The organism is Streptomyces sp. NPDC060035 (assembly GCF_042736635.1).
GTDB lineage: Bacteria > Actinomycetota > Actinomycetes > Streptomycetales > Streptomycetaceae > Streptomyces.
Map to the genome: position 1 here is coordinate 412,401 of NZ_JBHWVO010000004.1, position 26,913 is coordinate 439,313.

Annotated in this window: 8 protein-coding genes; all 8 read right to left on the bottom strand. The window is 70.0% G+C overall.

Features of this window, described 5'->3' with window-relative positions; translation table 11 throughout:
- Window positions 1-22 precede the first annotated feature (22 nt).
- Entirely contained in the window at window positions 23-1,171 is a 1,149-nt protein-coding gene (locus ACFWBQ_RS08985) for a serine hydrolase domain-containing protein (protein ID WP_385485672.1), read from the bottom strand.
- Between the two features lie 591 nt (window positions 1,172-1,762).
- Window positions 1,763-2,548: a thioesterase II family protein gene (locus ACFWBQ_RS08990; RefSeq protein WP_385485674.1), complete on the bottom strand. Its 786-nt coding sequence runs from the start codon at window positions 2,546-2,548 to the stop codon at window positions 1,763-1,765.
- A gap of 121 nt (window positions 2,549-2,669) precedes the next feature.
- Window positions 2,670-3,680 carry a threonine/serine dehydratase gene (locus ACFWBQ_RS08995; RefSeq protein WP_385485676.1) on the bottom strand — a complete coding sequence of 337 codons (1,011 nt, stop codon included), beginning with the start codon at window positions 3,678-3,680 and terminating at the stop codon, window positions 2,670-2,672.
- Window positions 3,681-4,026: 346 nt separating this feature from the next.
- Window positions 4,027-4,746, bottom strand: a complete 720-nt coding sequence (locus tag ACFWBQ_RS09000; protein WP_385485678.1) for a thioesterase II family protein — start codon at window positions 4,744-4,746, stop codon at window positions 4,027-4,029.
- Between the two features lie 80 nt (window positions 4,747-4,826).
- Window positions 4,827-8,639, bottom strand: a complete 3,813-nt coding sequence (locus tag ACFWBQ_RS09005; RefSeq protein ID WP_385485680.1) for an amino acid adenylation domain-containing protein — start codon at window positions 8,637-8,639, stop codon at window positions 4,827-4,829.
- 5 nt (window positions 8,640-8,644) lie between these two features.
- The gene (locus ACFWBQ_RS09010; RefSeq protein ID WP_385485682.1) at window positions 8,645-17,593 is read right to left on the bottom strand and encodes an amino acid adenylation domain-containing protein; all 8,949 of its coding nucleotides are present in this window, start codon (window positions 17,591-17,593) and stop codon (window positions 8,645-8,647) included.
- Entirely contained in the window at window positions 17,590-25,368 is a 7,779-nt protein-coding gene (locus tag ACFWBQ_RS09015) for an amino acid adenylation domain-containing protein (protein ID WP_385485684.1), read from the bottom strand. Before ACFWBQ_RS09015 ends, ACFWBQ_RS09010 begins: the two co-directional genes overlap by 4 nt.
- A 40-nt stretch (window positions 25,369-25,408) precedes the next feature.
- Window positions 25,409-26,596 (bottom strand): NAD(P)/FAD-dependent oxidoreductase, encoded by a 1,188-nt coding sequence (locus ACFWBQ_RS09020; protein WP_385485686.1) that lies wholly within the window; start codon window positions 26,594-26,596, stop codon window positions 25,409-25,411.
- Window positions 26,597-26,913 lie beyond the last annotated feature (317 nt).

Below are 26,913 nucleotides of genomic sequence, written 5' to 3' on the forward strand. Positions count from 1 at the left end.
TGCCGGAGATGCGAAACGCTGCTCAGGAACGGGGCCGGCACAGTTCCTGGTCCACGAGTGTGGTCATGGCCTGCTGGGTGTCCTGGCCGCCCTCACTGGTGACGTACACCGCTGCGGTCCGGGCCCCCTCTCGGGTGGCGCCGCCCCAGGCGATATAGCCGAGCAGTTCACCCCGGTGACCGAAGTAGCTGCCACCGCAGGACAACGGGATCTCGGCCAGACCGAGTCCGTACCTCACGCCCAGCTCGGGCGCGGGCTCCGTGGTCGTCATCTCGTCGAGCTGAGCCGGAGCCAACAGACGGCCGCCGAGCAGCGCGGCGTAGAACCGGTTCAGGTCGTGCGCAGTACTGATGATCGAGCCGGAGCCGACGGCCATACTCGAATTGAGCTCCGTGACGTCGATGCCGGTGTCTGTGCCGAACGCGGCGTAGCCCTGAGCGTGAGGGCCCGAGATGGACGGAAGGACGCCGGGCGTACTGGTGTCCCTCAGGTCCAGCGGGCGGATGATCCGGTCCTTCACCTCCCGCGCCCAACTCCGTCCGGTGACCTTGTTGATGATCATCGCGGCGAGAATGTAATTGGTGTTGGAGTACGACCAGCCATGCCCCGGGGTGAAGTGGGGAGAGTGCTGCATCGCCAGCCCCACCAATTCCTCGGATGTGTAGGTGCGGAACCGCTCGGCTCGATAGCCGTCCGCGCTTTTCAAGGCGAGTATCTCCGGCCCGACATCATGGATGCCGCTGGTGTGCTGCAGCAGCTGCCGCACGGTGATCTCCCTGCCGTCGTTGCCGTGACCCTGGACCACTCCCGGCAGCCACTGCTCGACGGTGTCCTCCAGCGACATTCGCCCCTTGCCGACGAGCTGCAGCACGACCGTGGCGGTGAAGGTCTTGGTGGCGCTGCCGATCCGGAACCTGCCGTTCCGAGGCATCGGCCTCCTGGTGTTCAATGCGGCCGTCCCGGCGCGCGCGCTGTCACGTGTGTCCGGTGACGTCACCTCGGCCTGCACACCGACAACCCCGGTGTCGTGGATCGCGTCCACCTGCTGTTGGAGCGGATCGGCCTGCTGCGGGTTCGCCGCCGCCGTCAGTCCGGTCGATACGGCGAGGAGGGCTGTGGCTGGGCCGGTCAGCACGAGCAGGCCCCGCCGACCCCTTGTTAACACATGCATGATGATCCCTCTTCTGTTCAGGTTGCCTGCGCGCCCAGGGACCGCTCAGGCAGTGGCCCGCAGCTGCATTTGCCCCGGATCCGGTGGTCGGTGACCATCCCACCAACGGAGAGGGGATCGGACCATCCGGCTTTCCCCCCGAGGTGCCCCTGCGCTGTCCTCAGAGCAGTGCTGGGGGTTCCCCCCGTAGGAACGTTGGGGCTTCCCCGGCCGGCCCGAACCAGAAAGATCAGGCTGTTCGGCTGGAGCATGAAGAACGAGGTGGGGCGATCGCTAGGGTGACCTGCGGCTTCGCAGCTCTGGCGAAGTCGCCGGTTCCGCGCCCGCCGGGCTCCGCGGTTCCCCGTGACTTCCCGTCCGGTGGCGCCAACCGGTCTCGGTGGTTCGCCAAGCTTCTGCGACGCAGCCCCGAACCCTGCCCCGGGGCAGGGTTTCGGCCCTGGACAGTTCGCGCGGCCCGCGGTCATGACCGACGCCGTCCGCGCCACAGTCCACCGGGCGCGCTGGGCCGACACCGCCGGCCACCGGCTTCCCAACAGCCGCCACAGGCCGTCAAGTTGGCCCACCCTGACGTTGCCGAAGCAACAGGACCTAGCGGACTGTCCCCCGGACGGCGGCGCAGACGCCTCGGACGGTGCCGGAGATGATCTCGGTGATCTCCTGGCTGTGCTGGTCGAGGTAGAAGTGGCCGCCCTCGAAGACGTGCAGGGAGAACTCGCCGGTGGTGTGCTCCTGCCAGGCTTCGGCCTCGGCGACAGTGGTGTGCGGGTCGTCGGTGCCGGTCAGCATGGTGATGGGGCAGTCGAGCCGGACATCGGTGACCCGGGGGTGGGTCTCGATGGCCGTGTAGTCGCCACGGACGGCGTAGAGGATGGAGTTCCTCAGATGTTTGTTCTCCAGCCAGACCGGGTCGGTGCCGTCGACGGAGCGCAGTTCGTCGATGATGCCGGCGTCGTCACGGCGGTGAACCGTTCCGCCGCGCAGTCGGGAGGGCGCGGGGTAGCCGGAGGCGAACAGCCAGGCGGGCGGGGTGCCCGTGTCGTCCTGGTAGCGGCGGGCCACCTCGAAGGCGAGGACTGAGCCCATGCTGTGGCCGAAGAAGACAGTGGGCCGACCGTCCTCGGAGCGACGCAGTGCCGCGTAGGTGAGGTCGGCGAGTTCGGCCAGGTTGTCGACGCAACCCTCGGCACGCCGGTCCTGCCGTCCCGGATACTGGATGGCGAGCAGGTCCAGTTCCGGTGAGAGAGCTTCCGACAGCGCATAGTAGTAGCTCGCCGAACCCCCGGCGTGCGGAAAGCAGACGATCCGGAATTCACTGCTGTCGATGGGATGGAAGCGGTGTATCCACTCCCCGTCGAATTCCGCCGACCCAGTCATGCTCAACCCTTCTGTGTGTGTACCGATTTCGGCCCGCGGTGCGGGATCGGTTCGAGCAGAGATGTTCTGAAGCCGGCTTCGGTTCCGGGCTTTCGATCGCTGGTCCCGGTCGGCGGCGGATTCAGGAAACCTGGTGATTCAGAAGGGACGCCACGAGGCTCGTCTCGACGTTGCCGCCCGAGATCAGTACGCCGATGTCCCGGGCGCGGCCGTCGGCGGCGAGACGCAGGGCGCCGGCCAGAGCGGTGGCGGCGGCAGGCTCGACCAGCAGTCGGGCGTGAACGAGGACCTGGTGCATCGCCTCGGCGATGGCGCTCTCATCGATCGTGAAGACCTCGGCGACCGCGTCGTGGACCAGGTCGTAGGGCAGTTGGCCGATACGGTCGGGGCGCAGCCCGTCGGCCATCGTGGGCTTCGCGTCCACGGTGACAGGCCCCCCGGCGCGCAGCGCCGCGGTCAGGGCCGGTACCGCGCTGGGCTCGGCACCGTAGACGTCGACGCCTTGGCCCGCGGTGGCCAGGCAGGCGCCGGCCACCGCGCTGCCGCCCCCGACCGGCACCACCACCGCATCCAGGCGGCCGTCGGCCGCCTCCACCTGGTGAAGCAGGTCCGCGGTGGCGGTTCCCTGGCCGACCACCACGTCCGGGTTCTGGTAGGGGTCGATCTCGTCGTAGCCGCGGGTGTACCTGAGCTCCTCGACCACTGCGATCCGCTCGGCCAGTGTGGTTCCGGCCTGGAGCACCTCGGCGCCGGTTTCACGGATACGCCGCACCTTGGTCGGAGCGGCGTCGGTGGGCAGCACGAGCACGGCCGGAAGCCGGTACTGGGCGGCGGCCAGGGCCACGGCTATGCCGTGGTTGCCGGTGGACTGCGCGACCACACCAAGGCTGCCGGACCCCGTCAGCCGATCCATGGCGAGGAGCGCGCCGCGTATCTTGAAAGAGCCTCCGCGCTGGAGGTTCTCCGCCTTCAGCCACAGCCGGACGCCGGCCACACGCTCCAGTTCCTCGCTGCGTACGACGGGCGTCTGCACCACACGGCCGGCGATACGGTGCCGGGCCTCGCGCACCCCTTCATAGCTCAGGAGCGGTGGCTGGTCGGCGACGGCCACGGCGTTGGGGCCGATCGACATCATGCGTCTCCGTTTCTCTGCGACTTCGAGGCGTCTTCGCGGTGAGGGCTGTGCGTCGGCCGACGCAGAAGCAATGGCTTCCGGGCTTGACGGGTTTCCTGAAATTCCGGTGACCGCGATCTTTCGCGACGGCCCGTGACGGAGTGGGTTTTTCACGCTTCGCCTCACGTCACTGTGCGTGCGGATTTTGCGTGTGCATGCGTCCCGCCTGCGGGAGACGAATGCACGACCCACACGGATGCGCTGATTACATCGCTGCGCATCCTCTGAAGCCAACGGCTCGGTCCGCGCCACTGCGCATCAGTCCACGACACACCCGGACCAGCGATCCGGTGATCTGAAAGACCTAGCGACCGCGGGCGGACTCCGCCGCTATCACGTCGAGCACCTCCCGGCCGAGATCGACCAGGTACATGTGATCGCCCGGGAACTCCGCATAGCTGAATTCACTCGTGGTCGCGTCCCGCCACTGCTGAGCCTCTTCCGCGGTGACCAGGCCGTCGGAGCTGCCCCGCAGCGAGCAGATCGGCACCGACACCGGTTCGTCGGTGCTCGGGACGTAGTTCTCGTGCATCTCGCAGTCGGCCTGCAGTACGGGGAGAATCAGCTCACGCATCTCCGGGTGATCGAGAGCCTCGTGCCTGAACCCCGCGAACTCCTCGACCCGGGCGAGGAACTCGTCGTCCGGGAGACCCGTCGCCCTCCTCTCCCGCTGTGTCCACGGCCCCGGCGAACCACTGACGACCAGCCGCTCGACGTGCACACCGCGCGTGCTCAGCAGGTGCGCCAGTTCGTACGCGAGCACAGCGCCCAGGCTGTGCCCGAACAGCACGGTCCGTGCCCCTTCGCCGAGGGCCGCGACGATGTCGTCGACCTCGTTCTTGGCCGCCTCGACAACATTCCGGTACGGCGTCTCCAGGATCCGCCGCTCCTTGCCGGGCAGCTCGACCGCAACCACGCGCCACCGGTCGGCGGACAGCGCCCGCCACGGGTGGAAGAACGAAGCGCCTGCTCCCGCGAACGGCACGCACAGCAGCGTGGTCCGGTCTCCGTGTTCTGCGGACATGCTGGGTTCCTTCACCCGTACCAACCCCAATCATCCATTCGATGGTTCATGTGAACCGGTTCCGGGAATTCGTTGTCCGTTTATTCCGCCAGCTTGCGGTTGATGACCTCCATGACTTCGGCCACGGGTCCGGGCATGTTCATTTCGTGGTGCGTGGCGTGCACGTCGTGCACCTCGATGGAACCGAGAACGTACGGCCGCCACAGTTGCGCGTACGAATCGTCCTGAAGCGTCGCGCTGAAGAACAGCACATCGCCGCGGTAGACCGGCGATTCGAAATCCATCATGAGGTTCGTGTTGTTGGCCAGAACCTTCGACATGGTGTCCAGGAAGTGTTGCCGGTTTTCGGTGCCTATGTACTGGCCGAAGAATTCCTCGAGTTCCGCCCGGTAGTCCGACAGCGTCTTGCCGGCATGAATCTCCGTGAACCCGTGCCCCCCCGGCTGGGAGTCCAGGATGGCCACGAAAGCGATCTCGTGCCCACGCCGGTCGAGCGCCTCCGCGACGGCCTGCACGACAGTGCCGCCGTAGGACCAGCCGATCAGGTGGAAGGGCCCTTCCGGCTGGATCTTCAGCATCTCGGTGACGTAGTCCTCGACCATCTCCTCCACCGACCCCGCCAGCGTGTCCACGCCGTCGGAGCCGCGGGTCTGCAGGGCGTAGGCCGGCCGGTCCTGCACATCCAGCACGAAGCTGAAGTACGCCCAGCCCAGCCCGCCCCCGCCGTGGAAGAACCACACCGGCGGTTTGCCCGTACCGGGATCGCTGTTCAACGGCAGTACGACCGCGAACGGGTCGGGGTTGTCCATGGGAAGGCCGCCGATGAGCACCAGCGAGGCCAGCTCGGCCACCGTGGGGTACTTGATGATCGTCCTGAGGGGCATGTCGATGTCGAACTCGCTGCTGATGCGGGCGCTGAGCCGGGTGGCCAGGAGCGAGTGCCCGCCGAGCGCGAAGAAGTCGTCGTCGATACCGACCCTCTCGAGGCCGAGCAACTCGCCGAAGAGCGCACACACCCTCTCTTCGTGGGAGTTGCGCGGCTCCCGGCTGACCGCGGTGTTCGTGTCCTCGGACGGCAGTGCACCGCGGTCGAGCTTCCCGTTCGGGGTCAACGGGATCTCCGACAGCGGAATCACCGCCGAGGGCACCATGTAGTCCGGGAGGCGCCCACGCAGGTACTCGGGCAGCTCGGCGAGCAGCGCCTGAACACCCTCATCAGCGTCCGCGGCACCGGGCTCGGGCATCACATAGCCCACGATGCGCTTGTCGCCGTCCTGGTTCTCACGCACCACGGCCGCCGCCTGCGCCACGCCAGGATGTCCGGTCAGCACATGCTCGATCTCCCCCAGCTCGATCCGGAATCCCCGGATCTTGACCTGGAAATCGGTTCGCTCGATGTACTCCAGTTGACCGTTCCTGTCCCAGCGCACCAGGTCCCCGGTGCGGTACATCCTCGCTCCGGCAGGGCCGAACGGGCACGCCACGAACCGCTCCGCGGTCAGCTCCGGCCGCCCCTGGTACCCGCGGGCCATCCCGGCACCGGCGATGTACAGCTCGCCCTGCACCCCGCTCGGAACCGGGCACAACCGCGAGTCGAGCACGTACACCTGGGTGTTCCCGACCGGCAACCCGATCGGCGCACCCTCCCCCGCCTTCACGCGCGCCTCGGTGCACCACGTCGTCGTCTCGGTCGGGCCGTACATGTTGAACACCTCGGCGGCCTGAGCCGCCAATGTCTCGGCCAGCCGTACCGGCACGGCTTCCGCGCCGACGATGATCCGCAGACCCTCCGCGGCGTTCGGCTCGTGCATCAGCAGCATCTGCCAGAACGCGGGCGTGGCCTGCACCGCAGTGACCTCGTGGCGGCGCATCAACGCCACGACGGCCGACGGATCGGTGACGGTGTCCTTCCCCGCCACCACCATGCTCGCGCCGGCAATGAACGGGAGGTACAACTCGGTGTTCGCCATGTCGAACGCCACTGTCGTGCTGAACAGCATCCGGTCCGCGGACGACAACGGGAACCGCCGCTGCGTCGTGGCCAGATAATTCGCCACCGCGCCGCGTGGGATCGTCACCCCCTTGGGCTTCCCCGTCGACCCCGATGTGTAGATCACGTACTGGGCGTTCTCCGGCCGGACGACCACCTCCGGCGCCGCATCCGGATACCCCGACCAATCCGCGCCGGCCAGTGCATCGGCGTCGAGCACCAGCACCGGATCCGCATGCTCAAGGATGTAGTCGATCCGGGAACGAGGGTGGTCCGGATCAATCGGAACGTAGGCTCCACCGGCCTTCAGTACCGCCAGCAGCGCCACCACCAGATTCACCGTCCGGGGCAGGCACACGGCGACCCGCGACTCCGCCCGCACACCGCGGTCGGCCAGCCAGTGCGCCAGCCTGCTCGACCGCGCGTCCAACTCCCGATAGGTGAGCGACTCCTCCTCGCCGATGACGGCGAGTGCCTCCGGTGTCGCCAGTACCTGGCTGCGCACCGCCGCGACCAGCCCCCGCTCCAGGGTCGGCTCGACGGTGTCGTTCACCTCCACCAACAGCCGCTGCCGCTCCCCCGCACTCAGCACGTCGACATCCCCGACGCACCCGTCCGGATCGGCGACCGACTGCTCCAGAACACGCACGAACCGAGCGCCGATGGCTTCGACCGTCTCCCGGTCGAACAGGTCGGTCGCGTACAGGATGTCGCCCCGCAGCGCCCCCGAGTCGTCCACGGCCATGTTGAAGAACAGGTCGACCTTGGAGGTCGACGGCGTTGCCTGCTCGACCTCCAAGGTGAGCCCGGCGAGTTCGAGGTCCGGCCTCTCGTAGTTCTGCAGGCCGAGCATCACCTGGAACAGCGGCTGGTAGGCCGCGGAGCGTTCGGGGTTGATCGCCTCGACCAGCGTGTCGAACGGGACGTCCTGATGCTCGTAGGCCGCCAGCGCCTTGTTCCGCACCTGTGCGAGCAGATCGGTGAACGACGGGTCACCGCAGAGGTCCACCCGCAGCACCTGGGTGTTGACGAAGAACCCGATCAGATCCGCCAGCGCTTCGTCGGTCCGCCCGGCGATCGAGCTGCCGATCGTCACGTCCTCCCCGCCGCCGAGCTTGCGCAGCAGCACCGCCAGCGCGGCGTGCAGGACCATCGACATGGTCGACCCGCGCTCGTCGGCCAGCTTCTGCAGACCGGCCGCCACCTCCTGCTCCACGACGAAGCCGACCGAGGCGCCGCGCCCGCTCGCCTCCACGGGCCGCGGGCGGTCCAGCGGCAGGTTCAGAGGCTGCGGCACCCCGGCCAGTTCCTTGCGCCAGTACGCGACCTGCGTCGCGGCCAGACTGTCCGGGTCCGCAAGGTCGCCGAGCACCTCGCGCTGCCACATCGTGTAGTCCTTGTACTGCACGGGCAGCGGCTCCCATGCCGGCGCCCGGCCCTCCCGGCGGGCGGTGTAGGCCGCGGCCAGGTCCCGTACCAGCGGCGCACCGGAGCTGCCGTCCGCGGCAATGTGGTGGATGACCAGGACCAGGACGTGTTCCCGGGGTGAGCAGCGCAACAGGCGTACCTGCAGCGGAAGTTCGGCCGCCAGGTCGAACCGGTACGCGATGGCCTCCTCGACCGTGCGGGACACGTCCTCGGGCGCCACCTCCACCACCGGCACCTCCGGCGAGGCCTCCGCTGCCGGAAGGATCCGCTGGTGGAGCTCACCGTCGTCGTTCGTCACGTAGACGGTGCGCAGGATCTCGTGCCGGTCGACCACGTCGCGGATCGCCGCGGCGAGGGCGGCCTGGTCCAGGGATCCGGTCAGCCGGAAAGCCGCCGGCATGTTCCAGTTCTCCGACCCGCCCTCCATCCGGTGCAGAATCCACATGCGGCGTTGTGCGAATGACAGCGGAATCATTGCTTTTACTCCTCTACGAACATCTTGCGCAGGCCGGGGCGACGGGGAGCAGCCGACTCCTCCGCCCACGCGGCGAGCGCGGCCACTGTCGGCAGGTCGAAGATCTTGCGGATGGGTATCTCTCTCCCCATCTCGGCGCGGGCGCGGCTGATCAGCCGGGTGGCGAGCAGGGAGTGCCCGCCGAGATCGAAGAAGCCGTCGTCGATGCCGACCCGGTCCACGCCGAGCACCTCGGCGAACAGCGCGGCCAGGGTCTCCTCGCGGGCGGTGCGGGGAGCCCGGTAGGCGGCGCCGGTGTACTCCGGCTCGGGCAGCGCGGCCCTGTCCAGCTTGCCGTTCGGGGCGAGTGGCAGCCGGTCGAGGACCACGAAGGCGGACGGCACCATGAAGTCCGGCAGCCGCTCCGAGACGAATGCGTGCAGCTCCGTCGTCTCCGGCCCGGAGGGGTCGTCGGTCGTCGTGCTGTCGTCGGCGACGGCGGCCACGACGTACGCGACCAGTTGCTTGCCGGTGCTGCCGCCGCGCCCGTCGCGGGCGATGACGGCGGCCTGCGCGACGCCGGGGTGCGCGGTGAGCGCGGCCTCGACCTCGGCGGGCTCGATGCGGAAGCCGCGCACCTTGACCTGTGTGTCCCCGCGGCCCACGTACTCCAGCTGGCCGTCGCCGTTGACGCGGGCCAGGTCACCGGTGCGGTACATACGCGCGCCGGACGGGCCGAACGGGTCGGCGACGAAGCGCTCGGCGGTCGGTGCGGCGCGGCCGTGGTAGCCGCGGCCCACGTTCCCGCCGACGTACAGCTCGCCGATCGCGCCCGGCGGCACCGGAGTCAGGCCTGGACCGAGGACGTAGGTCCGCATGTTGCCGAGCGGGGTGCCGATGGGCGCGCTGCCCGTCCAGCCCTGCGTATCGCCGCCGACGGTGAAGGTGGTGGCATAGAACGACTCGCTCTGCCCGTAGGCGTTGACGACCCGTACACCCGGGAAGGCGTTCCGCGTCTTCTCGACGAGCGACGAGGGCAGGGCCTCGCCGGCGAAGACGACCGTCTCCACACCGGTGCGGTCGGAGATCTCGTCGACGAGTTCGGCGAAGGCGGACGGCACGGTGGAGATGACGCTGCCGCTCCAGCCCTTCCGGTCGCCCAGGACCAGGACATCCTGGACGACTTCGACGACGCCGCCGGTGGCGAGGGTCGTGAAGATCTCGAACGCCGAGACGTCGAAGTTGACCGACGTGCCCGCAAGGAGCCGCTTGCCCGGCTCCATGCCCACGCGGGGGGCGAGCCGCAGCACGCCGTTGACCACGTTCGCGTGGGTGATGGCGACGCCCTTGGGCTTGCCCGTGGAGCCAGAGGTGTACATCACGTATGCCAACTGCTGTGCGTGGAGCGGACGTTCAAGGACCGCGGCGTCTCCGGACAGATCGAGTGCGTCGAGGAGGACATCCGGGGCGTCGTGCTCCGGCAGCACCGCGACCGTCGCGGAGTCCGTCAGGACGAGGTGCGGCCGCGCCTCCTCGAAGATGGCCTCGAGGCGGTGGCTGGGGTACCTGGGGTCGACCGGCAGATACGCGCCGCCCGCCTTCAGGACCGCGAGCAGTGCGACCACCAGGTCCGCCGACCGCGGCAGCGACACCGCGACCACCGACTCCGGGCCCACGCCGCGGTCGGCCAGTTCGCGCGCCAGGCGGTCGGCCCGGGCGTTCACCTCGCGGTACGTGAGCGACTCGCCCTCGGCGATCACGGCGACCTCGTCCGGGGTGCGCGCCGCCTGTGCCTCGACGAGCCCGGGGATCGTGACGTCCGGAGTCGGGACGGCCGTGTCGTTGAGCTCGACGAGGAGTCGGTCGCGTTCGGCCGGCTCCAGGACATCGAGCTGCGCGATCTTCAGATCGGGGGTGGCCGCCAGCTGTTCCAGGATGCGCACGAATCGGGCCGCGTACGCCTCCACGGTGTCCCGGTCGAAGACACCCTGCGTGTACTGGAGGAGGAACTGGAGGTTCGGCTCGGCCGCCGCCATCAGGGCCAGCGGGTAGTGGGTGCCGTTGGAGGGGCGCAGGCCGGTGAAGGCGATTCCGTCCGCGGCCTCGGTGGCGGCGCTGATGCCCTCCCGGTCGACCGGGTAGGACTCGAAGACGACCAGTGTGTCGAAGAGGGTCTGCAGGCCGACGGACTGCTGGATCTGCGTGAGGCTGGAGTGGTGGTGCTCCAGAAGGCCGGCCTGCCGGTTCTGGAGCCGGGTGACGACCTCGGCGAGGGTGTCGCCGGGCGCGTACGCGACGCGTACGGGCAGGGTGTTGATGAACATCCCGACCATCGACTCGACGCCCGTCACCTCGGCAGGGCGCCCGGAGACGGTGGCGCCGAACACCAGGTCCTGGCGACCGGTGAGCTGGCCGAGCAGCAGCGCCCAGGCGCCCTGGACCAGGGTGTTGATGGTGACGCCCAACTCGGATGCGCTCCGGTTGAGTTCGCTGGACACGTCGAGCGGGAGGGTGACCTCGATCTGGTCGAGGCCGTCGTCGCCCGCGGATCCCGGCGCGAGGAGGGTCGGCTCCTCCACCCCGTCGAGCTCGGCTGCCCACGCCCGTGCCGCCTCGTCCTGGTCCTGCCGTGCGTACCAGGTGAGGAACTCACCGTAGCTCCGCGTGCTGGGCAGACCGGCCCCGTCGCCGTCGGATGCGTAGAGCAGCAGCAGATCCTGCATCAGCAAGGGCGTGGACCAGCCGTCGGACACCGCGTGATGGACGGACATCACGAGTTCGGACCGACCGGGCTCGAGCGCGACGAGTGCCAGCCGGATCAGCGGTGGGGTGTCCACGTCGAAGTGGGCGGCCTGGTCCTGGGTGAGGAACCGCTCGAACGTCTCGGTCCGCTCCGCCTCGCCGACTGCCGTCAGGTCGAGATGCTGCCAGGGCAGGGTCACCCCCTTGGACGGCACCACCTGCACGAGATCGCCGTCGGTCCGGTCGACGAACGCCGCACGCAGGCTTGCGTGGCGCTCCAGCAGCGCCTGCCCGGCCCGGCGCATCCGCTCCGGGTCGACCTCACCCGAGAGGTGGAACGCCAGCTGCACGTGGTAGGGGTCGAACGAGGATCCGGCCAGCATCGAATGGAAGAGGATCCCGGACTGCGCCGGGGTCGCCGGCCACACCTCGGCCAGGTGGCCGAACCGGGCCTCCCAGGTGTCGATCTCCTTCTGGCTCACGTCGACCAGAGGCGCGTCCGTCGGGGTCATTCCGCCGGCCTCGGACGTCGCGGCGTGCCGGGCCAGGGCGGTCAGCGCCTGGACCCACAGCCCGGCCAGCTCGGTCACCTCCTCGTGGGAGAGCACACCGGTCGGGAAGCCGAAGTAGGCGGTCAGCAGCTCATCACCCTCGGGGGTCCTGTTGGCCACCGCGTTGATCTCCAGCGCCGACAGCACCGGCATGTCCGCGTCGGGTGCGGCGATCAGGTCCTGGTGTGTGGTGTCCGGTGCCCAGCCCAGGCCACGCAGTTCCTCAGGGATGTCCGCAGTGGAAGTCCGGCCGAGGTAGTTGAACCCGATCTGCGGTTCCCGGTCCGCGGCCAGCGCGGCGGCGGTCTCCGGGTTGAGATGGCGCAGCAGGCCGAAGCCGATACCGCTGCCCGGAACCGCCCGCAACTGCTCCTTGACTGCCTTGATCGCCCGACCGGCGGCCGGACCACCGGCGAACGCGTCCGCCACGTCGACGTCGGCCAGGTCCAGCCGCACCGGATACATCGCGGTGAACCACCCGATCGTGCGCGACAGATCCGCGCCGGGCACCACCTGCTCTTCCCGGCCGTGCCCTTCCAGCCGGACCAGCGCCGAGGAGGCGGGCACGCCCCGCGTCCGACGCCAGCGGGCCAGCGCCAGCGCCAGAGCGGCCAGCAGCCCGTCGTCGACACCGCCCCGGAAGATGGCGGGCACCGTGTTCAGCACGGTCGCGGTGACGTCTGCCGGCACGTGGATGCGCACCGTGTCCACGGTGGCGGCGACATCCCGCGCCGGGTCCAGCTCCCGTGCTCCGAGTACCGGCTCGTCCTCGCGCAGGATCTGCTGCCACACGGGCAGTTCCGCCATCCGCTCCGGCTTGGCCGCCTCCTCGGCCAGGGCGTGCGCCCACCGCCGCAACGAGGTACCTGCCTCAGCCTGTTCCGGGGGGCGGCCGTCGCGGACCCGCTGCCAGGCCGAGACCAGGTCCGGAACCAGGATCCGCCACGACACCCCGTCGACGACCAGGTGGTGCAGCACGATCAGCAACCGGCCGGCGCCCGTGTCGGAGGTGAGCCACACGAACTGCGCCATGACACCCGCGTCCGGGTCCAGCCGCTCCACGGCCGCATCCAGCTCGGCGTTCACATCGGCGTCGCCGTAGGGGACTTCCCGCAGCAGCGCGCCGGCGTCCGTGCTGCCGGGCGGCTCGATCCACAGGCCCGGCTGCGCCCGGTCGAGCCGGGAACGCAGCACATCGTGCCGGTCCAGCACGGCCTGCAAGGTCGCCACCAGCCCCGCCCGGTCGATGCCCCCGGGCAGGGTCAGCATCCCGGACATCGACAACCGGCCGATGCCACCGCCGAGCCCGAGCACGTGATCCGCCGTCGGCAGCAGCGGAGCCCGTCCCACGCCGCCACCCGGCAGCTCCGCCAGGGTGAGGCGTTCCTCCTCGCGTCCTTCGACCAGTTCCGCGAGCCGAGCGACCGTGCGGTGCTCGAAGATCTCCCGCGTGCTGACCTCTATGCCACGCGTCCTGGCCCGCGCGACGACCTGGATGGAGCGGATGCTGTCCCCGCCGCTGGCGAAGAAGTCGTTGTCGATGCCGACTCTCTCCACGCCGAGCACTTCGGCGAACAGCGCGCTGAAGGTCTCCTCGTGCTGATTGCGCGGTGCCCGACCGGTCGATACCTGCGCGTAGTCCGGCGAAGGCAGCGCCCGGTGGTTCAGTTTCCCGTTCGCAGTCAGCGGCAGCTCCGAGAGCGGCACGAGCGCAGGAGGGACCATGTAGTCGGGCAGACGCCCACGCAGGTACTCGGGCAGCTCACCGAGCAACGCACCGATCGACCTGGCCAGCGCGGGGGTGTTCGCCCGGACCCTCCCGCCGGCACCGCTGGGAGCGAACGAGCCCGAGACGTTCCGCCGCCCGGTCGGCTGCTCGGGCAGCACCACCACGTCGAAGCGGCGCGCGTCCTCGCCCGACCAGGTGACAACCGCGTCCCGACCGTGCTCACGTGCCCACCGCAGCAGTTCCTGCGGATCGACCGGTCTGCCGGGCAGGGACGCCGGGTCGAGGAGACCTGCCGCGACAGTCTCGGCGGCCTCCTCGGCCAGACGCGCATTGGGTATCCTGGTCACCCGCACCGGGCCGCCCTCCCGGTCCGCACAGCGGCCCAGGCCGGCCAGGTCGTCCAGCTGCCCACCCCACGGCACCGACGGCACGCCGGCCAGGTCGAGTACGTCGGCCGGCTGCTTGTGCAGAACGACCTCGTAGCGATGCCGGGTCAGTTCGTTGTGCGCCTGCCCGGGCTTCAACCGGATGTCGACCGGGACGGAAGCGTCTCCTGCCCACTCGGTGAACCACTCCGGGGCGACGACCAGTTCCCGCTCGGCCAGCAGCTCCCTCTTGACCAGCGACCGCAGCTCTTCGTGCGAGGCGTGCGGGTGTGCCGCACGCTGCACCGCGGTCTGCATGAGGCTGCGTGTCGTGGCGTTGCGGACGTCACCGACGATGACGCGGCCGCCCGGCACGAGGAGTTCCATCACCTGGCGCAGCACCTGGGCCAGGTATTCGGCGTTCGGGAAGTACTGCACCACCGAGTTGAGCACTACGGTGTCGAACCGGCCACGAGGCAGTCCGGACACGTTGTCGGCCGCTTGGGCGCTCAACCGGACCCGGTCGCCGTATCCGGCCTGTTCGGCCTGCGCCCGGACCCGGTCCACCACCGTGGCCGAGATGTCGGTGCCCCAGTACTCCTCGACTTCGCCGACGATCTTCGCCAGCAGCAGACCGGAACCCACACCGATTTCCAGCACCCGCCGCGGGGCGAACCGCAACACCTGTGCCACCGCCGCGTCCTGCCACTCCAGCATCTGCTCACGCGGGATCGGCTCACCGGTGTAACTGGAGTTCCAGCCCCGGAAGTCCTCGCCCAGCCCCTCGTCGCCGGGATCGGCGTAACTGCCGTCATAGAGGTGGCGCCAGTCATCCACCTGAGCGCCGGCATCGGCCACCGCGGCATCCTGCTCGGGCACCACGTACCCCACAAGTTGCTTGTCGCCCTGCTGATTCTCACGCACCACGACCGCCGCCCGCGCCACACCGGGATGCCTCGCCAGCGCGTGCTCGATCTCACCCAGCTCGATCCGGAATCCCCGGATCTTGATCTGGAAGTCGGTTCGCCCGAGGTACTCGAGTTGGCCGTCCTGGTTCCACCGCGCCAGATCCCCGGTGCGGTACATCCGGGTTCCCGGAGCACCGTAGGGGCAGGCGACGAACCGGTTCGCGGTCAGGTCGGTCCGCCCGAGGTAGCCCCGTGCCAGCCCGGCACCGGCCAGGTACAGCTCACCGGCGACCCCGGGCGCGACCGGACGCAGCGCCGCGTCCAGCACGTACACCTGGGCGTTGGCGATCGGCCGCCCGATCGGAGTACGGCCGTCACCCGCCAGCGGCGTGCTCATGGTGGCGCACACCGTGGTCTCCGTCGGGCCGTAGGCGTTGATCATCCGCCGCCCGGCCGACCACTGGGCCACCAACTCCGGTGAGGTCGCCTCACCGGCGACCACCAGCGACTCCACACTCGGCAACGACCCTGCCGGCAGAGCCGCCAGCACCGCCGGCGGCAACGTCGCATGCGTCACCCCGTGCGCGGCGATCGTCTCGACCAGCGGCTTGCCCGCGGCCAGCTCATCCGTGCCGGCCAGCACCAGCCTCGCCCCGGTCAACAGCGCCATGCACGACTCCCACACCGAGGCGTCGAAGCTCGGCGAGGCGAACTGCAGTACCCGGCTGGCCGGCGTCACCTCCAGCCGCTCCACCTGTGAGGCAACCATGCTGGCCACCCCCGCGTGAGTGACCGCCACCCCCTTCGGCGTCCCGGTCGAACCCGAGGTGTAGATCACGTACGCCGTGTTCGCCACCGCCACCGGGCCTCGCCGGTCGGCGTCGGTCACGGGGCCCGGGCCGGCACCGTCCAGCGCCGCGGCCACGTCCGGATGGTCCAGGCGCATCACGGGCGCGGACAGCTCCGGCAGTTGCCCCGCCGAGACCGCGTCGCCGATCACCAGCAGCGCCCCGGAATCCGCCACCATGAACGCCACACGCTCCGCCGGATAGGCCGGATCCACCGGCAGGTAGGCCCCACCCGCCTTCAACACCGCCAGGATCGCCGCAACCCACTCCACCGATCGGGACACCGCCACCGCGACCAGCGACTCCGGCCCCACGCCCCGCTCGATCAACACGCGCGCCAGCCGATTCGCGCGCTCCTCCACCTCCCGGTACGTCAACGCCGCATCCCGGCACACCACCGCCACCGCATCCGGCGTCGCAGCGGCCCGGTCGGCAAAGAGCGCGTCGACAGTCCGCTCCGGCACCGCCACCGCCGTGTCGTTGACACCCCGCACCAACCGGTCCCGCTCCTTCGCCGACAGCACCTCGATGGCACCGACCGGCACCGTCGGGTCCTCGAGCACCTGCTCCAGGATGCGCACGAACCGGTCGACGATGTGGACGGCCGTGGTGTGGTCGAACAGGTCCGTCGCGTACTCCAGCAGCCCGTACGCGCCCCCGGACGCGTTCGGGACGATGTTGAAGAACAGGTCGAACTTCGCGGTGCCGGTGCCTGCCGGGACGGAGGTGACCCGCAGACCCGGCATCTCGATCTCCGGCCACACGAACTGCCAGCCCAGCGCCGTCTGGAACAACGGCTGGTACGCGGTGGAGCGGTCGGGGTTGAGCAGCTCCACCAGCCGCTCGAACGGTATGTCCTGGTTGTCGTACGCGGCGAGGGCCCGGTCCCGCACCTGCTCCAGCAGATCGCCGAACGAGGGGTTCCCCGACAGATCGGCGCGCAGCACCCAGGTGTTGACGAAGAACCCGATCAGATCGTCGAGTTGCTCATCGGCGCGCCCCTCCATCGGGCAGCCGATCGCCACGTCCTCCCCTGCGCCCAGCTTGTTCAGCAGCACCGCCAGCACGGCCTGAGCCACCATCGGTGCCGTGGCACCGCGGTCCATGGCCAGCTTCTGCAACCCGGACAGCAGCTCAGGTGACAGCTCGAACGGGACGTCGCCGCCACGGTAGCTGGCCGCCGTCGGCCGCGGCCTGTCCAGCGGCAGTTGCAGCGGCTGCGGCACCGCTGCCAACTCTTGCTGCCAGTAGGCGAGTTGCGCCGTAGCGACGCTCTCCGGGTCGGCTTCGTCACCCAGTAGCTGTCGCTGCCACAGCGTGTAGTCCTTGTACTGCACCGCAAGCGGCGTCCACTCCGGCGCCCTGCCCTGGTGGCGAGCCGCGTACGCCGTCATCAGATCCCGCAGGAACGGCGCCATCGACGCCCCGTCCGCGGCTATGTGGTGGAACACGAACACCAGGACGTGCTCCTGCGGAGCGATCCGGAACACGGTCGTCCGCAGGGGAAGCTCCGTGTCCAGGTGGAACGCCACGCACACGGCCTCGTTGAGCGCGGCGTCCACCGCGTCCGCGGCCACGTCGATCACCCGGAAGGGGTGGGCCGCCTCCTCCGGAGGCAGGATCCGCTGCTCCGGCGTGCCGTCCGCGTTCTCGACGACCAGGGTGCGCAGGCTCTCGTGCCGGTCTGCGACGTCCGTCACCGCCGCAGCCAGGACGGCTGTGTCCAGCTGACCTTCCAGGCGCAGCACGAACGGGACGTTGTAGGTCGCGGACGGGCCTTCCAGGCGGTGGAGGAACCACATCCGCAGCTGGGCGAAGGACAACGGGATCATCGGCGCGTCTCCTGTACGGTCATCTGTCGCAGCTGGGGGCGTTTCGACGTGGCCAGCTTCTCGATCTGCTCCGCGAGCTGGGCGACGGTCGGATTGCGGAACACTGACGTGACCTTCACGTCGACGTTGAGCTCGCCGCGTACGCGGCCGATCAGCCGGGTGGCCAGCAGCGAATGCCCACCGTGTGCGAAGAAGTCGACGTCGATGCCGACCTCCTCCACGCCGAGCAGCTCGGCGAACAGCCGGCAGAGCACTTCCTCGTTGTGGTTGCGCGGTCCTCGTCCGGCCGCGGCTTCGGTGTGGCCGGGCGCGGGGAGAGCCTTGCGGTCGAGCTTCCCGCTCGTGGTCATGGGGAACTCGGCGAGCGGCACGATCGCCGAGGGGACCATGTACTCCGGCAGGTGCCCTTGGAGCAGCTCCGTGACCGCCCCGACGTCCAGCCCGGCCGGGTCCGCCCGGCCGCCCGGCACCACGTAGGCGATCAGCCGCTGGTCGCCGGCACGGTCCTCGCGCACCACGGCCACCGCGGCCTCGACATCCGGGTGCGCGATCAGCGCCGACTCCACCTCGCCCAGCTCGATGCGGAAGCCGCGGATCTTGACCTGGAAGTCGGTCCGGCCGATGTACTCGACCTGACCGTCCTGGTTCCACCGCACCAGGTCCCCGGTGCGGTACATCCGGGTTCCCGGTGCACCGTAGGGGCAGGCGACGAAGCGGTTCGCGGTCAGGTCCAGCTGCCCGAGGTAGCCCCTGGCGAGCCCGGTGCCGGCCAGGTACAGCTCACCGGCCACCCCGGGCACGACGGGACGCAGCGCGGCGTCCAGCACGTACACCTGGGTGTTCCACACCGGCGCGCCGATCGGCACCCGGTCCGCACCCGGCACGTGCTGCCACGCGGTGACCTCCACCGCCGCCTCGGTGGGCCCGTAGAGGTTGTGGACCCCGCAGCCCGGGAGCAGCTCGACAACCTTGTTGGCCAGCGCGGCCGGGAACGCCTCTCCCGCGACCTCGATCCACCGCAGACTCGTGCACTCCTTCGCCGCGGGCTCGGCGACGAACACCTCCAGCAGCGACGGCACGAAATCCGCGCCGGTCACCCGCTCCCGCCGGATCAACTCCGCCAGATACGCCGGATCCCGGCGCCCGTCCGGACGCGCGATCGCCACAGCCGCACCCACCTGCAAGGGGGCGAACAGCTCCGGCACCGACACGTCGAAACTCGCCGACGTACTCAGCAGCACCCGGTCCGCGGCACCCACCTCGAAGTGCGCCAGACCCCACACCAGCCGGTTCATGATCGACCGGTGCGAGACCTGCACCCCCTTGGGCCTCCCGGTGGAGCCGGAGGTGTAGATGACGTACGCGGCGTTCTCCGGCGACAGCACGCGCTGCGGGTTCTCCTCCGGGTACCCGGACACATCCGGAAGCGCCTCGCCGAGCACCAGCAGTGGCTCCGCACTCTCCAGCACCTGTCGCACCCGGTCCTCGGGCAGGTCGGTATCCACCGGCAGATAGGCCGCACCCGCCTTGACCACCGCGTAGAGCGCCACCATCAGATCCACGGACCGGGGGATCCGCACCGCGACCAGTCGCTCGGGACCCGCGCCCTGCTCGACCAGCCAATGCGCCAACCGGTTGGCGCGCCGGTTGAACTCCCCGTACGTCAGGCTGACCTGCTCCCCGATCAGGGCCACACGATCGGGATCACGCTCCACCTGAGCCTCGAACGCACCCGGCAAGGTGTCCGCCGCCACCGGCTGCGCGGTGTCGTTGACCCGCCGTACCAGCCAGTCCCGCTCCCCCGCCGACAGCACCTCCATGGCGCCGAAGGGCGTCGTCGGGTCCTCGAGCACCTGGTCCAGCACCCGGACGAGCCGGGCGGCGAGCACCTCGGCCGCGTCGCGGTCGTAGAGGTTGTCGTGGAAGTCGAGGGAAAGCCGCAGGTAGGGGTCGGAGGCGTTGAGGGTGAGCGGGTAGTGCGAGCCCGCGAAGGGCCGGATGGCGTCGATCGTGAGCCCCGCCGCGACGTTCGCGTCGACGATGCCCTCGCGGTCGACCGGGTAGTTCTCGAACACGACGATCGTGTCGAACAGGGCGGGCAGCCCGACGCCGCGCTGGATGTCGGCCAGCCCGTAGTAGTGGTGGTCGAGCAGAGCGGTCTGCCGGCCCTGGAGCTCGGTGATGACGTCGGCCACGCTGTGGTCAGGTCGGCAGAACACCCTGGTCGGCAGGGTGTTGATGAACAGACCGACCATCTCGTCGGAACCGGGCACGTCCGCCGGGCGACCGTTGACGGCGGCGCCGAACACGACGTCCTGCTGCCCGGTCAGCTTCGCGAGCAGGATCCCCCACGCGCCCTGCAGGAGCGTGTTCAGCGTGACACCGAGTTTCGCGGCGCGCCGGGCGAGTTCACGCCCCTTGTCGATCGACAGCGGTACCTCGACCCGCCCGAGGGCGGACGCAGCATCCTTGAGCCCGGTCCTCGGGGCCAGGAGGGTTGGCTGGTCGAATCCGGCGAGCTCGGCCTTCCACCGGGCGGCCGACGCCTCCCGGTCCTGCGTGGACAGCCAGGCCAGATAGTCGCCGTAGCTTCGGACCGGGCCGAGTTCGTGGGTCCCGGAGTACAGCCGGATCAGATCCGTGATCACCAACGGCGACGACCAGCCGTCGAACAGGGTGTGGTGCGCCGTGATGATGAGTTTCGCCTGCTGCGGCCCGCGGGTGAGCAGGGCCAGGCGGAACAACGGCGGCCGGGCGGGATCGAGTTGGTCGGCCCGGTCCTCGGCGAGAACCTGGTCGAGCGCCGCGTCCTGCTCGGCTTCGCCCTGACCGGTCAGATCGACGTGCCGCCAGGGCAGGGCGACGTGCTCCGCCACGACCTGCACCGAATCGCCGTCGGCCCCGGTGAGGAACGCGGAGCGCAGGTTCGGATACCGGTCGAGGAGCGCCTGCCCGGCCGTCCGCATGCGCGCCGGGTCCACGTGCCCGGACAGATGCAGCACGAACTGCATGTGGTAGACGTCGAAGGATCCGTCGGCGAACGCCGCCTGGAACTGGATGCCGGACTGCCCCGGGGCCTGGGGCCATACCTCGGCCAGCCGGCCGTAGCGCTCCTCCCAGGTCTCGATCTCGTCCTGCCGCACCGAGACCAGCGGGGCATCCGAGGGCGTGAGCCCGCCGGTCTCCGGGCGTGCGGCGTGCGCGGCCATGCCGCGCAGCACCTCGACCCAGAGCTCGGCCAGTTCGGAGATCCGCTCACGGGACAGCACCCCGGTGGGGAACATGAAGGCGGCCTGCAACCGGGTGCCGTCGGCGGTGTCCGTGGCGACCGAGTTGACCTCCAGCGCGGACAGCGCGGGCAGGTCCGGGTCGGGTGCCGGGAACAGCTCGGTGGACCAGGACGCCGGTCCCCACCCGTCCGCGCGCAGGTGCTCGGGCACGTCGGCGCCGGAGATCCGGCCGAGGTAGTTGAACCCGATCTGCGGCACCGGGTGCTCGGCGAGCTGCGTGGCGGTCTCCGGGTTCAGGTAGCGCAGCAGCCCGTACCCCACGCCCTTGTCCGGGATCCCGCGCAGCTGCTCCTTGACCAGCTTGATCGCCTTCCCGGCCGCGGGGCCGCCCGCCAGCACGTCGGCCAGGTCCACCCCGCGCACGTCGATCCGGGCCGGGTGCATGCTGGTGAACCATCCGACGGTCCGGGAGAGATCGGCCCCGGGGACGACGTCCTCCTCGCGGCCGTGCCCCTCCATCCGGACCAGGGTCGAGCGGTCCGCACCGTGCCACCGGTTCACCGCCAGGGCGAGCGCGGCGAGCAGCACGTCGGTCCCGGTCCCCTTGAACGCCGCGGGAAGCTTGGTCAGCACCGCCTCGGTGACCTCGGCGGGCAGTTGCACCACCACGGTGTCGACCGTGGACATCACATCCACAGCCGGGTCGAACGCCCGCGTGCCCAGCGGGGGGTTCGGCGCGGCGAGCATGTCCCGCCAGTACGGCAGTTCCGCTTCCCGCTCAGGGGTGAGCGCCGCGGTCTGCAGCGCCGACGCCCAGCGGCGGGCCGACGTCCCGACCGCGGGCAGCTCGGGCGTCCGGCCGGACCGGACCTGCTGCCACGCCTCGGCGAAGTCCGACATGAGGATGCGCCAGGAGACACCGTCCACCACCAGGTGGTGCAGCACCACGAGCAGCCTGCCCGCGCCGGACTCCGCGGCGAACCAGACGAAGTCCGCCATGGTCCCGGCTTCCGGGTCGAGTCGCCCGACCGAGTCGTCCAGCTCCGCCTTCGCCGCCTCCAGCGAGGACGGCTCGTCCCACCGGCCGTCGCAGGCAACCCGGCGGATCAGGTCGGCCGCCCGCACGGTGCCGGCCGGACGCACGACGAGGGAGAGCTCGTCGCCGCGTACCAGCTGCGCGCGCAGGAGGTCGTGCCGGTCGAGCACGGCGTCCAGCGTCGCGGCCAGCCCGCTCGCGTCGATGCCCGCGGGCAGCTCCAGAGCCATCGCCATGGCGAACCGGTTCGTCCCACCGCCGTGCTCGAACACATGCCGTGCCACCGGCTGCAACGGCATCGGGCCGACGCCGCCGCCCTCGTCCTCCGCGAGCGCGGGCACCCGGTCCCGGCGGGCGGAGGCCACCTCGGCCAGCCGGGCCGCCGTGCGGCCCTCGAAGATCTCCCGCGTGGTGAGCTCCAGACCCCGGGCCCGGGCTCGCGCCACCACCTGGATCGACCGCAGGCTGTCCCCGCCCACCGCGAAGAAGTCGTCGTCGACACCGACCCGATCCACCCCGAGCACGTCCGCGTACGCCGCGGTGATGATCTTCTCGGCCTCGGTGCGCGGCTCCCGGTAGGCCTCGCCCACGAACTCCGGTTCGGGCAGCGCCGAGCGGTCCAGCTTGCCGGTCGGCCCGAGCGGCATCCGGCCGAGGACCACGAAGGCCGACGGCACCATGTAGTCGGGCAGCCGTGCCGCGACGAACTTGCGCAGCTCGGCGGACGAAGCACCGGCCAGCACATCGACATCGCCGATACCACCGGCGCCATCGTCGCCGACGGCGCCCTCGCCGGTGTGCACCACGTACGCGACGAGCCGCCGCCCGCCCGAGGGCACCTCCCGGCTGATCACCACCGCCTGGCTGATCCCGGGGTGCAGCGTGATCGCCGCTTCGACCTCGGCCGTCTCGATGCGGAAGCCGCGCACCTTCACCTGGCCGTCGGCCCTGCCGACGCACTCCAGTTGGCCATGCGCGTTCCAGCGGGCCAGGTCGCCCGTGCGGTACATCCGCTCGCCCGCGGGGCCGAACGGGTTCGCCACGAACCGCTCGGCGGTCATGCCCGGGCGGCCGTGGTAGCCGCGGCCCAGGCAGGTCCCCACCACGTACAACTCACCGATCACGCCCTGCGGCACCGGGGCGAGTCCCGGACCGAGCACGTAGGCACGCATGTTCCCCAGCGGGGTACCGATCGGCGCGACGTCGCTCTCCGCCCACTCCTCGGACGGCGCGAGGGAGAACGTGGTGGCGTAGAAGCTCTCGCTCTGCCCGTAGGAGTTCACGACCTGCACCCCGGGCAGGGCCTCGCGCACCTGCCGCACCAGTCCGGCCGGGAGCACGTCGCCCGCGAACACGACCGTACGCACGTCGGTCGCCCTCTCCAGGTGACCCACCAGTTCCCCGAGCACCGAGGGAACCGCGCTGATCACGTGGCCGTCCCAGCTGTCCCGCTCGCCGAGCGCAAGCGCGTTCGGCACCACCTCGGCCGTGCCGCCGGTGGACAGGGTGGACAGCAGCTCGAAGACCGAGACGTCGAAGTTCACCGAGGTGCCGGCCAGCATCCGCCACCCGGGCGGCGCGTCGAGGACGCGCACCAGCTCCTGCACGCCGTTGACGACGTTGCGGTGGGTGATCGCCGCACCCTTCGGCTTGCCCGTGGAGCCGGAGGTGTACATCACGTACGCCAGGTTGTCCGGGCCCAGCGGCGAGATCCGGCCCGCGTCGTCCAGCGCCCCCTCGGGCGAGTCCCATTCCGCGCGCCGGTCGAGGAGGATGCTCGCCATGTCGTTCTGCGGCAGGTCCTGCGACGTCTCGGTGTCGGTGACCGCGAAACGCGGGCGTGCTTCTGACAGCACACCCTGTGCCCGCCCGCCGAGATACTGCGGGTCCATCGGCAGGTACCCGGCACCGGACTTGAGGATCCCCAGCAGGCCGACCACCAGGTCCTCCGTGCGCGGCAACGCCAGGACCACCAGGTCTTCCGGCCCGGCACCACGCCGGACCAGCTCCCACGCGACGCCGTTCGCCCGGTCGTCGAGCTCCCGGTAGGTCAGCGTCCGGTCATCGCACACGATCGCCGGGGCGTCCGGGGTCCTGGCCACCTGGCTTTCGAACAGCTCCGGGACCGTCAGCTCGGACGCCGCTGCGGCGGTGTCGTTGAACCGGGTGAGCAACCGGTCCCGCTCGACTGCGTCGAGCACGTCGATGCCGCCGATGCTGCGCTCCGAGGCGGCCACGAGCCGGCTCAGCACGCGCACGAACCGGTTCGCGATGCCCTCGGCCGTGTCCCTGTCGAACAGGTCGGTGGCGTACTCCAGACGGACTCCCGCCCCACCCGAGCCGTTCGGGATCATGTTGAAGAACAGGTCGAACTTGGCCGTTCGGGTCTCGAGCGTCTCGGACTCGACATCGAGGCCGGCGAATTCCAGATCCCCCGGGGACTCCTGCCAGGCGAGCATCACCTGGAAGAACGGGTGGTAGGCGGTGGACCGGTCCGGGCTCAGCAGCTCCACCAACCGCTCGAACGGTATGTCCTGGTTGTCGTACGCGGCGAGGGCCCGGTCCCGCACCCGCTGGAGCAGCCGGCGGAAGGTCGGGTTCCCGGAGAGGTCGACGCGCAGCACCCAGGTGTTGACGAAGAACCCGACGAGGTCCCGCAACTCCTCATCGGTGCGGCCCGCGATCGGTGCGCCGATGGGCACGTCATCACCGCACCCGAGGTGGTGCAGGAGCACGGCCAGCGCCGAGTGCATGACCATCGACACCGTGATGTCCTGTTCCGCGGCCAGCTTCTCCACGGCCCCGAGCAGGTCTGCGTCGATCGAGAACGTGACCAGATCGCCGCGGGAGCTCATCGTCCTCGGGCGCGAGCGGTCCGTCGGCAGGGCCAGCGGCTGCGCCATGTCGGCCAAGGCCTCGCGCCAGTAAGCCAGTTGCCTGGCCGTCAGGCTGTCCGGATCGGACTCGTCGCCGAGCATGTCCTGCTGCCACAGCGTGTAGTCCGCGTACTGCACCGGGAGCGGCACCCACACCGGGGCCCTGCCCTCCCTGCGGGCCGCGTACGCCGCGGTCAGATCGCGGAGCAGCGGCCCGAGGGATTCCCCGTCCAGGGCGATGTGGTGCACCACGAGCACCAGGGTGTGCTTCCGCGGTCCGGTCCGCACCAGCCTGGCGCGGATCGGCACGTCGGCGGCCAGGTCGAAGGTCTCCTTGGCCACCTCGTCGACCGCGGCCGCCCGCTTGTCCTCCGTGATCTCGACGAGCGACAGGCCGAACGGGTTCCGACCGGACGGCAGCACCTGCTGGTGCGGGACGCCGTCGTCGTCCTCGACGATCACCGTGCGGAGGACCTCGTGCCTGTCGATGACGTCGTGGAACGCCGACTCGAGCGCACCCACGTTCAGCTCACCGGTCAGCCGCAGGGCGAAAGCGCCGTTGTAGGTCGGCGAAGGGCCTTCGAACCGGTCCACGAACCACAGCCGACGCTGCGCGAACGACAACGGGATCATTGTGTCTCCAAATCGGCGGAACCAGTGAGCAGGTCGTCGCTCAGCTCTGATCGAGCAGGGTCAAGAGTTCGTCGTTGTAGAAGTCGTCGATGGAGCACGCCCCCGACAGCGTCGAGAAGTACCGGTCGATCTGCTCCTGGTGGCCGACCAGTTTCCGCAGCATCTCGACCCGCCCCTCGGGCTTGAGCTCGGCCACGTTGAGCGCGCCCTGGTAGTGGTTGAGGGCTTCGTCGCTCAGGTCGTCCTCGTAGCGCCTCAGTGCCGCCTCGAGCGCGGCGTCGTCGTGCAGCTGATCCCCGATGTGCTCGGTGAGCGTCTGGGCCTGGACGAAGGCTTCGGTGATGCCGCGGGCGGTGATGGAGTCCTTGTGGTTCACCGCGTCACCGACCAGCACCCACCCGGGCCCGAAGGCCTTGCGGAAGTAGTTCTCCTGGTGCCCCGTGCCGTACAGCTGCTCCACGCGCGTGCCCGCCGACATCCGCTCGTACAACTCGGGCGCCGTCGTGCGGAAGGCATCGAGGTAGGCAGGTTCCACCGCCTTGCGAACCTCGGCGTAGTCCTCCTGCGGGAAGTAGGCCATGAGCAGGGTGAGGTCGTCGTTGGTGGGGAGGACACCGATCCAGCGCCCCGGCCGCTCGTACAGCTCGAAGTGCGAGGGAACCCCGGCCCAGTAGCTGTAGTAGGTGCAGGTCATCCGCGGGTGCTCGATGACGTTCTGCGCGCCGGCCTTGCGGGCCACCAGCGACCGCATGCCGTCCGCGCCGACGACGAGGCGCGCCCGGTCCGTCGCCTCGGCGCCGCCGGGCGTCGTGTACCGCACCCCGACGACCCGGTCGCCCTCGAACTCCAGATCGCTGACCGCGCAGGACTCCCGGAACTCCACGCCGGCCGCCACGGCACCGTCCGCGAGGATCGGGTCGAGCACGTACCGCCTCGGCGCATACGTGGTCCGCAGGCCGTCGATCGGCAGGGAGAAGCCGTCTATGCGGACACCGGACGCCTCGTAGCTCTGGTGGTCGATCGGCCGGCAGCCCGCCTCGCGGAGCTTGTCGAGCAGTCCCCACCGGTTGAGCAGCGCCACTCCCTGCTGGTGGATGTAGTGCGAGGACAGCGTGTCCTGCGGGAACCGCGCTTTCTCCAGGAGCAGGACGCGATAACCCTGCTGCGCGAATAGCATGGCCGCCGGCGAACCCGCACAACGGGCACCTATGACAATCACGTCGTACATGGCGCCTCTCAGGTGGTTTTTGGATCCCAATGCGGCCGCAGCCGGAAAAGTAATTGCGGTTGTGCACGCCGCCTACGCAGCGGACGGAATAGGCGCTGCCGAGCACGAATGTGATGCTAGCCGCCCGAACTGGCGGGAGAAATACACACGGGCACGGAGCCGGGTCAATCCCACGGTCACCCCGAACCAGCCGGTCCTACCCGTCCGCCCCATGGGCGTTGGTGCCGTGTGGTGTCTCGCCGGCGGGCCGCCCCACACAACCCCACCCCACGCACCGGGGGTGGGGTGGGAGGGAGCGACGGGGGGAGAAGGGGGCA

Excerpts from the sequence above, each read along its gene's own strand:
- ACFWBQ_RS09000 (WP_385485678.1), bottom strand. The coding sequence starts at position 4,746 with ATGTCCGCAGAACACGGAGACCGGACCACGCTGCTGTGCGTGCCGTTC.
- ACFWBQ_RS09010 (WP_385485682.1), bottom strand. The coding sequence starts at position 17,593 with ATGATCCCGTTGTCCTTCGCCCAGCTGCGGATGTGGTTCCTCCACCGC.
- ACFWBQ_RS09015 (WP_385485684.1), bottom strand. The coding sequence starts at position 25,368 with ATGATCCCGTTGTCGTTCGCGCAGCGTCGGCTGTGGTTCGTGGACCGG.
- ACFWBQ_RS09005 (WP_385485680.1), bottom strand. The coding sequence starts at position 8,639 with ATGATTCCGCTGTCATTCGCACAACGCCGCATGTGGATTCTGCACCGG.
- ACFWBQ_RS08990 (WP_385485674.1), bottom strand. The coding sequence starts at position 2,548 with ATGACTGGGTCGGCGGAATTCGACGGGGAGTGGATACACCGCTTCCAT.
- ACFWBQ_RS08995 (WP_385485676.1), bottom strand. The coding sequence starts at position 3,680 with ATGTCGATCGGCCCCAACGCCGTGGCCGTCGCCGACCAGCCACCGCTC.
- ACFWBQ_RS08985 (WP_385485672.1), bottom strand. The coding sequence starts at position 1,171 with ATGCATGTGTTAACAAGGGGTCGGCGGGGCCTGCTCGTGCTGACCGGC.
- ACFWBQ_RS09020 (WP_385485686.1), bottom strand. The coding sequence starts at position 26,596 with ATGTACGACGTGATTGTCATAGGTGCCCGTTGTGCGGGTTCGCCGGCG.